The organism is Enterobacter sp. MGH 33, from assembly GCF_000534535.1.
GTDB classification, from domain to species: domain Bacteria; phylum Pseudomonadota; class Gammaproteobacteria; order Enterobacterales; family Enterobacteriaceae; genus Enterobacter; species Enterobacter hormaechei_C.
Window position 1 is genome coordinate 3,303,648 of the sequence record NZ_KI973212.1, and the last position, 16,351, is coordinate 3,319,998.

14 protein-coding genes are annotated in these 16,351 nt (G+C 59.1%); 3 read left to right on the plus strand and 11 right to left on the minus strand.

Annotated features, from left to right (window positions below):
• Positions 1-12: 12 nt before the first annotated feature.
• The 10 genes from L379_RS08630 to dalD form a co-directional block, all read right to left on the minus strand.
• Complete coding sequence (locus L379_RS08630; RefSeq protein ID WP_032654220.1) at positions 13-786, minus strand: ABC transporter ATP-binding protein; 774 nt, start codon at positions 784-786, stop codon at positions 13-15.
• 9 nt (positions 787-795) lie between these two features.
• Positions 796-1,656 (minus strand): ABC transporter ATP-binding protein, encoded by an 861-nt coding sequence (locus tag L379_RS08625; RefSeq protein WP_032104614.1) that lies wholly within the window; start codon positions 1,654-1,656, stop codon positions 796-798.
• Complete coding sequence (locus tag L379_RS08620; protein WP_015572358.1) at positions 1,628-2,533, minus strand: ABC transporter permease; 906 nt, start codon at positions 2,531-2,533, stop codon at positions 1,628-1,630. The genes L379_RS08625 and L379_RS08620 overlap by 29 nt, the downstream gene beginning before the upstream one ends.
• Entirely contained in the window at positions 2,530-3,567 is a 1,038-nt protein-coding gene (locus L379_RS08615; RefSeq protein ID WP_017693076.1) for an ABC transporter permease, read from the minus strand. The genes L379_RS08620 and L379_RS08615 overlap by 4 nt, the downstream gene beginning before the upstream one ends.
• Positions 3,564-5,180, minus strand: a complete 1,617-nt coding sequence (locus L379_RS08610; RefSeq protein WP_032654223.1) for an ABC transporter substrate-binding protein — start codon at positions 5,178-5,180, stop codon at positions 3,564-3,566. Before L379_RS08610 ends, L379_RS08615 begins: the two co-directional genes overlap by 4 nt.
• Before the next feature lie 33 nt (positions 5,181-5,213).
• Entirely contained in the window at positions 5,214-6,368 is a 1,155-nt protein-coding gene (locus L379_RS08605) for a mandelate racemase family protein (protein WP_017383258.1), read from the minus strand.
• 297 nt (positions 6,369-6,665) lie between these two features.
• Entirely contained in the window at positions 6,666-7,331 is a 666-nt protein-coding gene (locus tag L379_RS08600; protein WP_080024813.1) for an HAD family hydrolase, read from the minus strand.
• 44 nt (positions 7,332-7,375) lie between these two features.
• Positions 7,376-8,653, minus strand: a complete 1,278-nt coding sequence (locus tag L379_RS08595; RefSeq protein ID WP_017693074.1) for an RbtT/DalT/CsbX family MFS transporter — start codon at positions 8,651-8,653, stop codon at positions 7,376-7,378.
• A 67-nt stretch (positions 8,654-8,720) separates the two neighbouring features.
• Positions 8,721-10,184 (minus strand): xylulokinase, encoded by a 1,464-nt coding sequence (gene xylB / locus L379_RS08590; RefSeq protein WP_015572354.1) that lies wholly within the window; start codon positions 10,182-10,184, stop codon positions 8,721-8,723.
• Positions 10,185-10,193: 9 nt separating this feature from the next.
• The gene (gene dalD, locus L379_RS08585) at positions 10,194-11,561 is read right to left on the minus strand and encodes a D-arabinitol 4-dehydrogenase (RefSeq protein ID WP_032104897.1); all 1,368 of its coding nucleotides are present in this window, start codon (positions 11,559-11,561) and stop codon (positions 10,194-10,196) included.
• A gap of 211 nt (positions 11,562-11,772) precedes the next feature.
• Here dalD and L379_RS08580 point away from each other — a divergent pair, with 211 nt between their 5' ends.
• Entirely contained in the window at positions 11,773-12,720 is a 948-nt protein-coding gene (locus L379_RS08580; protein WP_023295033.1) for a sugar-binding transcriptional regulator, read from the plus strand.
• Here the strand turns inward: L379_RS08580 and L379_RS08575 are convergent.
• Entirely contained in the window at positions 12,717-13,748 is a 1,032-nt protein-coding gene (locus L379_RS08575; protein WP_032654226.1) for a LacI family DNA-binding transcriptional regulator, read from the minus strand. The two genes, L379_RS08580 and L379_RS08575, sit on opposite strands and share 4 nt — an antisense overlap.
• 162 nt (positions 13,749-13,910) lie before the next feature.
• On the opposite strand from L379_RS08575, the gene L379_RS08570 reads away from it, so the two are divergent.
• On the plus strand, positions 13,911-14,660 hold the full coding sequence (locus tag L379_RS08570; RefSeq protein WP_161799062.1) for an SDR family oxidoreductase: 750 nt from the start codon (positions 13,911-13,913) through the stop codon (positions 14,658-14,660).
• Positions 14,661-14,671: 11 nt separating this feature from the next.
• Complete coding sequence (locus L379_RS08565) at positions 14,672-16,279, plus strand: FGGY-family carbohydrate kinase (protein ID WP_032654229.1); 1,608 nt, start codon at positions 14,672-14,674, stop codon at positions 16,277-16,279.
• Positions 16,280-16,351 lie beyond the last annotated feature (72 nt).

Sequence of the window (16,351 nt, forward strand, 5' to 3'; positions counted from 1 at the left end):
CCACCCGGCTACCTAATACACCGCCACCTCCCGCGCCATCTCGCGGGAATACTGCTGTGAGGCATTGACCAGCATCCGCGTATAGTCGGTTTTGGCCTGCCCGGCGACCAGTTCGTCCACCGTCAGGCTTTCAAGGATTTTGCCATACTGCATTACCGCCACCTTCTGACACAGATGGGCAATCACGCCCAGATCGTGGGTCACCATAAGGTAGGTCAGGTTCGACTCATGCTGAAGTTCCGCCAGCAGGTTGAGGATTTCCGCCTGCACCGAGACGTCCAGCGCCGAGGTAGGTTCATCCAGCAGCAGCACCTGCGGCTCCAGAATCAGCGCCCTGGCAATCGCCACGCGCTGGCGCTGCCCGCCGGAAAGCTGGTGCGGATAGCGATCGCGAAACGCCCGGCTAAGCCCAACTTTATCCAGCAGGGCGTGAACGCGCCGCTCCCGATTTTTTATGCGGTGAATGTGCAGCGGCTCTTCCAGAATATCGCCGATGGTGTGACGCGGATGCAAAGAGCCGTACGGATCCTGAAATACCATCTGCACCCGGCGGCAGCGTTCCTGGCTGATACGTTTTTCCAGCCGCTTGCCGTTAATCGCCAGCTCGCCCTCCCAGTGGGTAAACAGCCCGGCAAGGCATTTCAGCACCGTTGTTTTGCCCGAACCGGACTCCCCCACCAGGCCGTAAATCTCGCCGTCCCTCACGCTGATATTCACATCGTCCAGCACCTGATTACGCTTCTCGCCCTCGCCAAACGTCAGGTTAAGGTGTTGTATCTCGATCATCTCTGCTCCTTACTCGGTGAGCCAGCTGGCCTGACGCTGTAATACCGGCAGCGTCGGTCGGCGATGGTTGATTTCCGGTAGCGCGCTGATGAGCCCCTGGGTGTAGGGATGCCTGGCGTTGTGCAGATCCTTCGCGGCAATCGACTCCACCACCCGTCCGGCGTACATCACCAGCACCCGGTCGCAGAAGCTGCGCACCAGGTTGATGTCGTGGCTGATAAAGATCAGCCCCAGACCGCGGGACTGCACCAGGTCGTCGAGCAGGCCCAGCACCTGCAAACGCACCGACACGTCCAGCGCCGAAGTCGGCTCGTCGGCAATGACCAGCTCGGGATCGGCGATCAGCATCATGGCGATCATGATGCGTTGCCCCTGCCCGCCGGAAATCTCGTGCGGACAGAGGTGATACACCCGCTCCGGCTGGCGAATGCGCACCACGTCGAGCATCTCCAGCACTCTGGCTTTGGCTTCCGCCTTGCGCCCCGGATGATGGGTCAGCCAGGCTTCGGCAATTTGGTCGCCCACGCACACCACCGGGTTAAGGGAGTATTTCGGGTCCTGCATGATCATCGAGATGCGCTTGCCGCGAATGCCGCGCATCTGCGCCTCGCTGACGGCCTGTAAATCGACATCGCCAAACTGCATCCGCGCGGCGCGGATCTGCGCTTTGGCCGGATGCAGGCGTAGCAGCGCCCGCCCGACGGTGGATTTACCGGAACCGGATTCACCGACAATCGCCAGCTTTTCGCGTCCGAGCTGGAAAGAGACGCCGCGCACCGCGTGGGTGACCGCGTCGCCGTTGATAAAATCGACGTGGAGATCGCGCACGTCGAGCATCGGGTTATTCGCTACGAGGATCGAGGATGTCACGCAGGCCATCTCCTAAGAAGTTGAACGCCAGACTGTTGATCAGGATCGCCAGCCCCGGAATAGTCACCACCCACCAGCACTCCATCATGTAGGTACGACCGCTGGAGATCATCGCTCCCCACTCCGGCTCCGGCGGCTGTGCGCCAAGGCCAAGAAAGCCCAGCCCGGCGGCGGTGAGAATGATCCCCGCCATGTTCATGGTGATGCGGATAATCACTGACGGCAGGCACAGCGGGACGATGTGACGCCACAGTACGCGCACCGGGGAAGCACCCTGAAGCCGCACGGCGGAGATAAAATCGGCCTGGCGCAGAGAGAGAGTTTCGGCGCGCGCCAGACGGGCAATCGGCGGCCAGGCGGTGAGCGTAATCGCAATCACCACGTGCTCCAGCCCCGGCCCGAGCGCCGCGACAAACGCCAGCGCCAGCACCAGGCTCGGGAAGGAGATAAAGATATCGGTGACGCGCATCAGCACCGCGTCCACCCTGCCGCCGAAGTAGCCTGCGGTCACGCCCAGCAGCAGCCCCAGCGGGCCAACGGTCACGGAGACCAGCAGCACGATGTAGAGCGTGATGCGCGCGCCGTACACCAGCCGGCTGAAGATGTCCCGGCCAAACTCGTCGGTGCCGAACCAGTGCAGTGCGTTCGGGGCGACCAGCGCGTTATTGAGGTCCTGCACCAGCGGGTTGTACGGCGCGATCAGCGGGGCAAACGCCGCCACAATCAGCAGCAGCAGGATAATCCCGCCGCCGATGGCGGTGAGCGGATTGCGCGCCATCTTGCCGACGAAGCCCGCGGCGCGGCCCAGCGTGCGTCTGATACGCTGGCGGCGTTCGGATGGCCCGGTCCCCAGCGGCGAATCCAGAGAAACGGTCATGATTTCGTCCTCGGGTCAAAGAGTTGATACAGCATGTCGGAGAGCAGGTTCAGCATCACGAAGATGACCCCCACCAGCAGCACGCAGCCCATGACCGCGTTCATATCCCCGAGCAGCAGGCTGCCGGTGAGATACGAACCGAAGCCCGGCCAGGAGAAGACGGTTTCAATCAGCACCGCCCCCTCCAGCAGCGAGCCGTAGGCCAGCGCCACTACCGTCAGGAGCTGCACGAGAATGTTGCGAAACGCGTGATTCCAGATCACCTGACGTTCAGTTAAGCCCTTCACCCGGGCAGTGATAATGAACTCCTGCGACAGCTGCGCCAGCATAAAGCTGCGGGTCATGCGGCTGATGTAGGCCAGCGAGTGGAAGCCAAGCAGCGACGCGGGCAAAACCAGATGGTTAATGGCGTTCCAGAACACCGCGCCGTTCCCGGCCAGCAGCGCATCCACCGTCATCAGTCCGGTGCGGCGTGGGACTACCCCCTCCAGTCCGAGATCCAGACGTCCCGCGCCTCCCACCCAGCCAAGCCAGGCGTAGAACAGCAGCAGCCCCATCATCCCGACCCAGAAAATCGGCGTGGAATAACCCGCCAGACTGATGATGCGCACCACGTAGTCGGAAACGCTGTTGCGCCGCGCCGCCGCCAGTACGCCCAGCGGAATGCCCAGACCCGCACCGACGATAATCGCCATCGTCGCCAGCTCGAGCGTCGCCGGGAAGACGCGCAGAATATCGGCAGTCACCGGTTTACCCGTCAGCAGGGCATTGCCCAGATCGCCGTGCAGCAGGTTATTGAGGTAAATACCGAACTGAGCCAGCAGCGACCGGTCGAATCCCAGCTGGTGATAGACCTGCTGATAGGTGCTGTGGTCGGCATCCGGTCCGACAATCGCCAGCACCGGATCAACGGGCATTACGCGGCCGATGAAAAAGGTCAGCAGCAGAAGGCCGAACAGCGTCACCACCACCTGCGTTAACCGCTTTGAGAAGCGCCGGGTCCGTGAGCCGGGCGCGAGAATTGCCACACTCATTTGTCACCTCCGGTTTTGTAGACCTCACGCAGGAAGGTGGTGGCCGACGGGTGCGACTGGAAGTTCTTCACCTCGTTACGCACCACCACCGAATCGACCATCTGTGACAGGGGGATCATCGCCGGGATCAGCGCGTCGTAGCGGACCTGGATCTGCTGGTAGTCGGCGATCTGTTTTTCCGGATCGCGCTCCAGCAGGGCCTTGTCGATCATTTCGTTGAGCGGCTTGTCGTAGAAGCTGGTACGCCAGCCCTGGAAGTTGGTCAGACGGGCTCCATCGCTGTTGTCCGGGTTATAGACCAACGCCCGCAGGCTGGAGTGCGGATGGGGTTCGACGCCGCTACCGCCGCGCCCCACCAGCATGTCGAACTTGCGCTCGCGCATTGCGCCGTAAATCTGGTTCCCGGTGCCGGTGATGATTTTGGCGTTGATGCCCGCCTGCATCAGCGTCGACTGCACGGCGATGGCGATATTGAGGAACGGCTGATCCGCCAGCACCCGCAGGGTGGTGTCAAACCCGTCCGGGTAGCCCGCCTCCGCCAGCAGCTTTCTGGCGCGCGGGATATCGAGCCTATAGCCCGGGTCCGGCAGCGTGGACGGCATACCCGCCTTGATCGGGCGCTGGTGCAGCACGCCGTAGCCCGGCATCAGCGCGCTGTTGATGCCCTGATAGTCAATCAGATAGCGCACCGCTTCGCGCACCTTCGGGTTAGCGAAATGGACCTCTTTCATGCTCATCGCCACGTAGTAGACCGTGCCTTTCTGCACGGCTTCGACGGTGAGCTGCGGGTCTTTGCGCAGGGCGTTAATGTCCGCCACCGCCATGTTGCTGGCAACGTCGAGATCGCCTTTCTCAATCATCAGGCGCAGGGTTTGTGACTCCTGGAAATGACGCAGCACCACCCGGCTCATTTTGGGTTCTTCCCGCCAGTATTGCGGGTTGCGCTGCATGCGCAGCATGTCCTTCGCCTGCCAGGTTTCCAGCATAAACGGGCCGGAACCCGCTTCGTTGGTGGTAAGCCAGCGGTTGCCCCAGTCGCTATTCACCGCGTGCTGTTGCACCGTTTTGCTGTCGAGCACGCCGAGGTTGCCGAGCGCGCCGAGGGAGTAGATCACCAGCTGCGGATCGTTAGGCTTAGGCAGAACAATTTGCACCGTGTAGGCATCGGGGGCGCTGATTTGGCTGTCGATGTTTTGCTTAGAAAATCCATACGACTTCCACACCGACGCCTGGGCAAGGTTGAGGTGCAGCAGACGGCGCATCGACCAGACCACATCCTCCGCCGTCAGCGGGTTGCCAGAGTGGAATTTAACGTCGTCACGCAGGTGAAAGGTCAGGGTTTTACGGTCCGGCGAAATATTCCAGGACGTCGCCAGCGCGGGCCTGACGTTGGTGAGCGCGTTCGGGTCCAGCTCCACCAGCGAGTCGTAGAGATTGACCACAATGCCGACCACTTCGTTACCGGTCATTGCCGCCGGATCGAGAGTCAGCAGGTTATTCATGTTCATGCCGATGATGAGCTGGTCGGGCGGCGTTTTCGCGTACGCCGCACCGCTCCCCATCATCAGCGAGAGCGCGAGCAAGCACGCCCCGGCTAAGGGAGATCGTTTCATGTATATATCGCCTGTAGGGTACGTTTTTATCTGTCAGTCGTGGCTGACGGTATTGGCTTCGATATATGCAAAATTAATGTCTTCGCCCAGCCCCGGGCGGGTCGGCAGACTGACCATGCCGTGTTCGTCCATCGGGTCCACCAGGCTGTTGAGGTACGCCGCCGGTTGGTCGTAGTCGAGGAACGGGTGCAGCAGGCCGCGCTCGTACCAGCGGCAGTTTTTGATGGCGCCAATCACCGCCAGGCTGGCCGCGCCGTTGCCGTGTATTTCGCAGTCCATGCCAAAAGATTCCGCCAGGTTCGCCACCTTCAGCGTTGGGGAAATGCCGCCCACGCCGTTCGACCCTGCGCGCAGGATGTCGCAGGCCCCGGCTTTGATCCAGTCAGCACGGCTGTGGTGCTTTCCGCCCAGGCTTTCCGGCCCGATAACCGGAATCGAGAGGTTCTCCGCCAGCCACGCGTAGGAGGCCATGCTCTCCTCTTCCATCGGCTCTTCAAACCAGGCGAAGTCAAGCTTTTCCAGCGCTTTGCCGATGTACAGCGCCTCGGTACGGCTGTACCAGTGGTAGCCGTCAATCATCAGGTCAATGTCCGGGCCAACCGCTTCACGCACGGCGGCACAGGCTTTGACGTCCATCTTTGGATTGGGGGCGAAAGAGACCGGCGGCATCCAGGTGTGCAGCTTGATGGCCTTGTAACCGCGCGCTACCAGCTTTTCGGCAAAGCTGGCGTACTCCTCCGGCGTGGATAATCCGCCCGGCAGATCGTCGCCGCACATGGTGCTGCCGTAGGCCGGCACCTTATCGCGATAGCCGCCAAGCAGTTTCCAGACCGGCAGGTTGAGCTTACGGCCAATCAGATCCCACAGCGCCTGTTCAACGAAGCCCAGCGCACGCTCGGTCAGCTGATGCGCGCTTCCCCGCTGCCAGTGCGCCAGATCCTGCCAGATGCGTTCCCGGTTGAATGCGTCCTGCCCCACCAGCACTTTGCGAAAGAAGGTATTGACCACAAAGGGGCGCACCACTTCCGGCGGCGCGAACGAATATCCGCGGGTGCCCTCTTCTGCCGTGATGGTCAACATCGCCATTTTGGCCATGCTCTCCGGCCCAGGATGCGAATGCCCCGCCGCGTCAGAGACCCGACGCGTCGGGTACTGAAAAACGGTGACGTCTACAGATTCAATTTTCATTATCGGTCCTTAAGTCCGGCGATAAGCCCAGAAGCAGAAAATGACAAAGGGGTTTTATGATTTTAAAAATGCGTTTCAGTATGTAATTTAAGCATAAAAAATCAGCACGTCCTCGGACAAAACGCGTTAAGGAGAGGCTATTTTTTGGGCATATGCACGGTCGGACGTGACAATTTTCACAAAAGCGCGGGGAAATGTGAGGTTGATCGGGAGACGTTATTTGAAGGTAAGCGCAGAAGCAGGAATATGCTGACCGGCAACAACCCGCGGAAACTTCTGCGCTTACAAATCAGTCAACTAACCCGCTTCCGGGGCTGGAACGGCAAGCGTTTCCAGCAGCGCATGCATAGACGCATACCGGCCACTGGCATTGTTAAAGCTGGCATGATGGCACGCTGGCGAGACGATGAGGGTTTTGAGCCCCGCACTAAGGGCGGCACGGTAGCCGCTCTGGCTGTCCTCAATCACTATGCACTGCGAGGCCGTCAGGCCTAATTTTCGCAGCGCCGAGAGATAGACGGCAGGGTGCGGTTTTCCGTAGCGTTCATCGTCGGCGCTGCAAATGACCTCAAAATAGTGACCCATCCTGAGTTTCTTAAGCACCGCATGCACGATTTCATGCGACGAAGAGGTGGCAAGTGCAATCCGGTAACCTGCCTCACGAAAATACGACATCACGTCGTAGATGCCTTCTATCGCTTTGCCTTCCCGGCCAATCAGTTCGATGATGCGCAGACGAATGGCCGCTTCAATCATTACAGGATCGGCCTCAAGTTTACAGTATTCACACCAGGTCCGGGCAATCTCATCCAGCCGCTTGCCTTTCGTCAGTGACTCACACTCTTCGTCGCTGACCTCAGCACGCCAGCCTGCCAGAGCTGCTTTCTGCGCCTGACGCCACAGGCCTTCGGAGTCAATGATGACGCCATCCATGTCAAAAATTACCGCCTTAACATCCATCATACGTCTCCGTGAATGGCCCGACGCTGCCGTCAGGCCTGAATAAATTACGAAATTCCGACCGTTTCACCCTTACAGGTTTCCTGACGAACAAACCCAGGCTGTTCAACCCGAATAAACGGACACAGGATGAAGGCCACGACATACAGCGCCGTGTAGGCAATGACCACGCCGAGCGTGCTGAACCAGGGCAGCAGCACCACGGCAATCGCCGGCGCAAGGAAGTTAGACAGACCGGCTGACAGGTTATACACCGAAATCGCCGCCCCCTTGTGCCGCGGCTCCAGCGCCGGGAACACCGCCGCCATCGGTACGAAGGCCGCCACAAAAATCCCCAGCGCGATGGCCGGGACCAGCGCCATGGCAAAGTTATGCCCGAAGTGCTGCGGAATGTAGTAAAACGCCAGGCTCGAGAGCGCCATCCCGATACAGCCAAACCAGCGCACCACCCGCATCCAGCCCATTTTTTCCGCCACCACGCCCCAGAAGACGTTCGAGAAGATGGTGGTGAAGAAGAATACTGCCCAGACCTGAAGCCACTCGGAGGTGGTGAAGCCCAGTTCGTCAACAAACATCATCGGCATGATGACGGCAAACCCGAACAGGGAGAGGGTGTTGATGATACGCACCATGCTGGAGAGCAGAATACTGCGGTTGGTGTAGAGCAGCGTCGCTGCACGGCCCAGCTCGGCGAATTTTTCTCGGGTGGAGAGAGTCTGCATATGCCGTGGCGTTTCCACCTTACGCATAGAGACCAGCGCAATGATCCCGCCGGTTACGCAGAATGCCAGCGCCAGCCACAGCGTGCCCATCTCCCCGATGTGCGGAATGGTAAAGCTCGGAATGTAGCTGCCGAACACGCCGATGCCGATAGAGTAAACCGCCCAGAACCAGCCCAGCGCCGCGCTGGTACTGTCACTGCGAACGTTATGCACAATGGCGACGATAAAGGCATAGAGGAACAGCGGATAGGCCAGGCCGCGGATCCCGTAGAACAGCAGAATTAATGCGTAATTTGCCTGACCCAGACCAAAAACGAGAAACAGGACGTGGAAAACGCACCACAGGACGAAGCCAATCAGCATGGTTTTTTGCGGGGTGATGATTTCAGCCACCACGCCGGAAATCCATGCGGAGAGCGCCGCCGCGAGACCGTAGAGCGTGAAGGCGAAAGAGGCTTCAGCAGGCGTGAAGCCCAGCGCCTTAATATAGTGCGACAGGAATGCCAGCTCGAAACCATCGCCCGTCATAAAGACCGCGATAGCGATATACCCCCAGACCAGACTCAGGGGTAATCCCAGCCATTGTTTGTTATTTAACGACATATTGACCTCGTTTTTAGGGTACAGGGAACCGCTCCGGCAGCATCACCGGAGGGTCTTTGCCACAGAATTATGGGTTTCGGTAGTTCAGGTCGTTTTGGTAAAGCGCGTTAAACTGCTGGTAACGCGTCATCAGCGCACGGTGGCGCGCCGGATCGCTGCGCCAGGTTTTATAGACTTCAGGTTTTTCGCACACGGAAGCCAGCGGCTTACCGGCTGCGAGACAGGCCAGCCGTGCAGCCCCCAGCGCACCGCCGGTTTCGCCGCCCTTATGCGTCACCACCGGCATCGCCAGAATATCGGCCAGCAGCTGGGCCCAGAAGGGGCTCCGCGCCCCGCCGCCGACGAGGGAGCACTGTTCAATCTGCGTGCCGCTCTCCTGCAACACGCGAAGGCCATCGGCAATACCGAAGCTGACGCCTTCCAGCACCGCATACCCCATCAGCGCACGCTGGCTGGAGTGCGTTAGCCCCCAGAACATGCCCCGTGCACAGGGATCGTTATGCGGCGTACGTTCCCCGGAAAGGTAGGGCAGGAACATCGGCGCGCTCGCTTTCTCCGCATCGCTTAGCTGGGCGATCTCCTCAAGCAATGCCAGCTCCGTGACGCCCACCAGACGGCAAAACCACTGTAGACAACTGGCGGCGCTTAACATCACGCTCATCTGATGCCACAGGTTTGGCAGCACGTGACAGAACGCGTGCACGGCAGACTGGGGCGCCGGACGGTAGGCATCCGTGACCACAAACAGCACGCCGGAGGTGCCCAGCGAAATAAACGCATCGCCCGGCGAAACGGCCCCAACCCCTATCGCGCTGACGGCGTTATCTCCCCCGCCGCCGGCAACGATAACCGAGGGGTTGAGACCCCACCGCTGCGCTACCGCAGGTTCGAGTAGCGCCGAGACCTCACACCCTTCCACCAGCGCAGGCATGGCGGCACGCGACAGCCCACATTTTTCCAGCAGTGCATCCGACCAGTCTCGTTTTCCCACATCCAGCCACAGCGTCCCTGCCGAGTCCGACATATCAGAGATTTTTTTTCCGGTCATTTTGAAGCGCAGATAATCCTTCGGCAGCAGCACGGTGGCGAGACGGCTGAAGTTCTGCGGCTCATGACGGCGCACCCAGAGCAGCTTTGGTGCCGTAAACCCCGGCATTGCCAGGTTCCCCGCCACCTGGTGCAGCTCGGGCGCCATCTCTTCCAGCTCTGCGCACTCCTGCGCGCAGCGGGTGTCATTCCACAGGATGGCCGGACGCAGGGGTTCACCCGCGGCATCCAGCAGTACCGCACCGTGCATCTGTCCGGAAAGGCCAATGGCTTTTATCGCCTGCCAGTGGTGGCCGCACTTCTCCCGGAGGGTGGCAATCAGGTATTCGGTTGCCTCCCACCAGGCTTCCGGCGATTGTTCAGACCAGTGCGGCTTCGGACGCTGTATCGTCAGCGGCGCGCTATGGGTGGCGACAACGCCGTTGTTTTCGTCAATGACCAGCGCCTTTACTTCTGATGTGCCAAGATCGATGCCCAGATACATACCCACCTCTCACTTAATCAGCGCGTAGACGTCAGCGATTTTTTCACGCAGAAGCGCGGCAAAATCTTCCCGGCCGGTCAGATCGCCAAACAGGGCGGTATCGCTGGCATATCGGGCTATCGGATCGTCCGATTCGAACATCGCATGTACCGCAGAGGCGTTGAGGATACCGTCCTGGTATTCATATGGCAGCTTGCCGTGATGCCACTGCTCCATATAGACGTAGAACAGCGCAGGCAGCATAGCGGTAGCGTCAGGACGTACGCCGCGCTGGTAACATTCACGCAGCGTTGGGGCTATCATCGCCGGGATCTTCGAGAACCCGTCGGCCGCGACGCGCTGGTTGGTGTCCTGAATCCAGGGGTTGGTAAAACGCTTAAGCACCACGTCGCGGTAGGCTGGCAGATCGATGCCATTATCTCCCAGGCAGGGAATGACATCTTCCGTCACGTAGCGGTCGGCAATCTTGTAGATAAATTCTGTCAGCGTGCTTTCATGGATATACTGCTGCCCGACCAGAGTACCCGCCCAGGCGATACAGCTATGGGAGGCATTGAGGATGCGGATCTTCGCCTCTTCATAAGGGATGACGGATCCCACCAGCTCCACGCCCACCGTTTCCAGCGCGGGACGAACGTCGCGGAAATTGTCTTCAACCACCCACTGAATAAAGCGTTCCCCCATAACCGGGGCGTTATCGTCTATGCCCGTCCGGGCCTTAATGCGCGCCGGGAGATCGGCCGCCGGACGCGGTGTGATGCGATCCACCATGGTATTCGGACAGGTCGCATTAGCGCTCAGCCAGTCGATGACCCTCTGTTTGCCGCTGAGGGTTAAGAATTCAATCAACCCGTCGTGGAAGCGCTCGCCGTTATGCCGCACGTTGTCACAGTTAAGCAAGGTTACCGGACCCGCTCCGTTCGCCATACGCGCTTCGAGGATGCGGGCAATTGTCCCGTAGATGGTTTTACAGCCGCCCTTAATATCGCTCGCCAGATCGGCATTGGCCACATCCAGCCTGTGGCTGGTATCCAGATAGTAGCCCCCCTCCGTCACGGTAAACGCGATGACCCGAGTCTGCGGGTTCGCCCCTTCGGCAATCAGCGGCTGCAAATCCGCCTGCCACGGGATCAGCGTCTGAATCGAGGCGATCTCTTCATAGTCTCTCTCGCCTTCCGGGCTGACGGTCTCCAGTACATATCGCCCCTTCTGCGCGGCCAGCGCCTGCACCACATGTTCAGCATCGTTGCGTATGTTGCCCGCAGCGATGTGCCAGCGCGTATCGCCGCCGGCAATCAGGCGGTGCAGATACCACGCCTGATGCGCACGATGAAAAGACCCCAGCCCAATATGTAGCCATGTGTATTTCTCGGTCATTGTTCTGTTCTCCAGTGAGGTTATGGCTGAACTGTAGATGATCATTTGATTAAAATAAGAGCTACAGATCACAAAAGAACAAATGACCATTCAAATAACAAATGACCAATAAAGAGCAAACCGCTTGCCTCAGCGCGGAGCACCCGCCAGAATGACAGACAATTGTTGTGGGTGTTGACCGCCCTCAACCCCACTCTTGAGGCAGGGAAACGTGAGCAAAGAAGATGACATCAGGCTCGATCAAAAAGTGCGGGCGGCATGGATGTATTACATCGCCGGGCTTAATCAAAGCGAAATTGCCAGCCAGCTCGGCACATCAAGACCGGTGGTGCAGCGGCTGATTGCCGCCGCGAAAGAGGAAGGCATTGTCTCGATTGGGCTTCATCACCCTGTCGCTAACTGCCTCGATTATGCGCAACTTCTCGCGGAAAAATATCACCTGACCCACTGCAACATTGTGCCCGTCTACCGCAATGAAAGCGCGCTGGATAGCGTGACGTTTGGCTGTTATCAGCTGATGGCCCGCTACCTGCAAGGTGATAAACCCACGGTTGTCGGAATTGGCTCCGGACTGACGCTAAAAAAAACCATCAAGCGTATCGATTTTGACAGCCACAACACCCGCTGTGTCGCCCTGATCAGCGCCATGAACGAGCACGGGCAATGTAACTATTACGATGATGTGCCGTTGCTGCTGGCGCGTAAAATTCAGGGAAAATATTACCAGTGGCCGGCGCCGCGCTATGCTCAGTCCAGCGAGGAGCATGAGATGTGGTGCTCAAACCGCCTGTTCCGTAACGTCTGCGCCGTGGCGGATGCGGCCGATGTGATTTTTGTCGGCATCGGGGCGCTGGGCAGGCAGAGCCCTATCTTCAAAGACGGGTTTATCGATGAGGCACAGCTGGAAGAGTTGACCCAGCGCGGTGGCGTTGGCGAAATACTCGGACGCTTTATCGATGCCGACGGCAACGTCATCGACAGCCAGATTAATCGCTTTATTACCAGCTACGATATTCGCCAGAGCCAGTGTCCACGTATTGCGGCCGCCTGCGGCGAGGATAAACGCCCGGCGATCCTTGCCGCCCTCAAAGGCGGCTGGGTAAACGGTCTGGTGACGGATGAACAGACCGCGCGCTGGCTGCTGACGCGTCAGGGCTAGCCCGTGACGCTCTGGCTGCCAATCAGTTCCGGTGGGATCTCAATACGCCTGACCGAGGTATCACCGGAATCGAGAATTTCAAATACCTTCTCCAGCATCGCCGGGACGTCCTGGCGCACCATGTCGATATCATGTCCCAGCAGAGAGACAAATGGGTCCCAGTCAAAACAACCCATCGGCGGCTGATTTTGGCCGGTCTGCCCGTATTGGGCCAGCCAACGTACCACCCCCTCCAGCGAAATGGTCGAATTGACAAACAGCCCCTTTAGCGCCGTCGATGGCGACGGGAAGGTGGCTCTGAGCTGCTCCTCCACGCGCGATGACGAGTACCCGGTGACCAGCAGCTGCTGTTCCGGAACGGTCAGCCCATGGGCCTGATGGGCATCAAGGAACCCGCGCAGGCGCTCTGCGGTGTTGTTATCACTCCGGCGTCCGCCCACGAAGGTCAGCGGAGCCAGCGAACCAAACCGTTTAAAGCTGCTGGCGAGGATCCGCTCTGTCAGCATCTTCGCGCCGCCGTAGTTATCCGAAATGATAGAGGGCGCCAGGGTACCCGGCAGATCAAGATTTAGCGTAGGTACGCCCGCCTGATGACAGAGTTCAGCAATTTTGTCCGGGTGTGTCGCCCCCGTGGCAATGACCCAGTCAACCTGCCAGGAGAGCATGGCACGGGCGGCATCCAGCTCGAGTTCCGGCTGTCGGCGTGTGCAGGTAATAATCGGCAACAGCCCTCTGGCACGCGCCATCTCTTCGAATTTTTCCGCTATAGAGCCGAAATAGCGGTTGTCATATTTCGGCACAATCATGCCGATAACGTTCGATTTCTTGCTGCGCAGCAGGCTTGCCTGACGGTTAACCGCGTAGCCCTGCTCTTGTGCAATGCGGGTTACCTTCTCTGCCAGGCTGGCGCTGATGCGGCGTTTCTTCCAGTTGCCATTCAAAATAGCACTCACCGCGCTGGCAGAAACGCCGGTGAGTTCCGCCAGATCGTAAATGGTCGTTTTCTTCGTTTTCTCAACGCGCGTCACAAAATCGCCTCTTCATTTTGAATGTCTCTTGCTGGAGAAATAAGCAAGTGCTAGATCTGCTTCATCGATTGAGCAGTTTGCTTCACGCGTCAGTCAGAACCCCCGTTCTTCACGCGAAAGCAGACACACCCTAAAAATCATCTCTGCATAAAGGATTATAAAATGAATCACTCTGTCCCCTCCATGAATAGTTCCCTTCAGGGCAAAGTCGCTGCTATCACTGGCGCCGCCTCAGGTATTGGCCTGGAGTGTGCAAAAACGCTGCTCGGCGCTGGCGCAAAGGTGGTGTTAATCGACCGTGAAGGCGAGAAGCTTCAGCGCATCGTCGCCGAGCTGGGCGAGAACGCGTTTGCCCTGCAAATCGATCTGTTCAAACCCGAGCAAGTCGACGCGATGCTGAGCGACATTGTCGGCCTCGCCGGCGGCCTGGATATTTTTCACGCCAATGCAGGCGCCTACATCGGCGGGCCGGTTGCTGAAGGCGACCCGGACGTCTGGGATCGCGTACTGAACCTGAATATCAACGCCGCCTTCCGCTGCGTTCGCGCCGTACTGCCGCATATGATTGCGCAGAAGTCAGGCGATATTATCTTCACCAGCTCCATTGCGGGCGTGGTGCCGGTTATCTGGGAGCCGATCTACACCGCGTCCAAATTTGCCGTTCAGGCGTTCGTGCATACCACCCGTCGTCAGGTCGCGGAACATGGCGTACGCGTCGGAGCCGTTCTGCCTGGGCCGGTAGTGACGGCTCTGCTCGACGACTGGCCGCAGGCCAAAATGGATGAAGCGCTGGCAAACGGCAGCCTGATGCAGCCGATTGAAGTCGCAGAATCGGTGTTATTCATGGTGACCCGTTCGAAGAACGTTACCGTCCGGGATCTGGTGATTCTGCCTAACAGCGTCGATCTTTAAGGGCCGCAAGGATGAAGAGTACACCTGAAACCGTTATCGGCGTAGACGTCGGCTCCGGCAGCGTCCGCGCGGGCATTTTCGATCTCAGCGGCAGGCTGCTTTCCCACGCGACGCAGAAAATTGCCACCGTGCACCGCAGCGGAAGCCGCGTGGAGCAGTCCAGCGCCGAGATCTGGCAGGCCGTTTGCCGCTGCATCCGCGAGGCGCTGGCGCGCTCCGGGACGACTCCGCAGAGCGTTGCCGGCATCGGGTTTGACGCCACCTGCTCGCTGGTGGTGTTGGACAACAATGGCGAACCGCTGGCGGTCAGCCCTGACGGTGAAGCGGAAAACAATATCATCGTCTGGATGGATCACCGTGCGACAGACCAGGCGGAGCGCATCAACGCCACCCATCATCCGGTGCTGGACTATGTTGGCGGAAAAATATCGCCCGAAATGGAGACGCCCAAGCTGCTGTGGCTGAAAGAAAACCACCGAGAGGTCTACGATCGCGCCTGGCAATTTTTCGATTTGGCCGATTTCCTGACCTGGCGCGCGACCGGCGATGTCACCCGTTCCATCTGTACCGTAACCTGTAAATGGACGTGGCTGGCCCATGAGAACCGCTGGGACCCGGACTATTTTCGCACCGTTGGCCTGGACGAGCTGGCCGGAGAAGATTTTGTCCGCATCGGCCAGCATATTGCCGCCCCCGGCACCCCTTGCGGCGAGGGCTTAACGGAGCAGGCCGCGCGTGAGATGGACTTGCTGCCAGGCACGCCGGTAGCGGTAGGGTTAATTGATGCCCATGCCGGCGGTATAGGGACCCTGGGCGCTGGCGGCGGCGCGCTGAATAACCTCGCGTATGTCTTTGGCACTTCATCGTGCACCATGACCAGCGCCGCGAGCGCCGTTTTTGTGCCCGGCGTCTGGGGGCCTTACTTTAGCGCCATGGTACCTGAACTGTGGCTGATTGAGGGCGGACAAAGCGCCGCGGGTGCCGCTATCGATCGGTTGTTAAGTTTCCATCCTGCCGCGCTGGAAGCGCGCCAGCTGGCACAGGAGTCTGGCCTGCCGCTGCCGGTGTACCTGGCAGACAGGCTTTTACAAACCTTCGCCACCGCCTCAGAGGCGGTGACCCTGGCAGCCGGACTGCACGTGGTGCCCGAATTTCTGGGTAACCGCGCGCCCTTTGCCGATCCCCATGCGCGGGCCACGATCTGCGGGCTGGGCATGGAGAACGATATCAATAACCTGATGGCACTGTATGTGGCCGGTCTGTGTGGTATCGGTTACGGTTTGCGACAAATCATTGACGCCCAGCGTGAATGCGGCGTACAGACCGAAAATATCGTTATCAGCGGCGGCGCGGGCCAGCACCCTTTCGTCCGCCAGCTGCTGGCAGATACCTGCGGGCTGCCGGTGTTAGCGACCCAATGCAGCGAACCGGTATTACTGGGTTCGGCCATTCTCGGGGCGGTGGCGGGAAATCTAGCGCCTTCAGTGACCGATGCCATGAAACAATTTACCCACGTGGATAAATATTTCTATCCGCAAGCGAACTATCAATCCCTTCATCTGCGTCGATACGAGGCTTATAAGCAGTTACAACAGACTGCGACAGTAATCAGAGAATAAATACACGTCAGTATATTTAGAGAAAAAGACAATAAGAAAACTCACGCCGGAATATTTCCGGTGTGGGCTTAC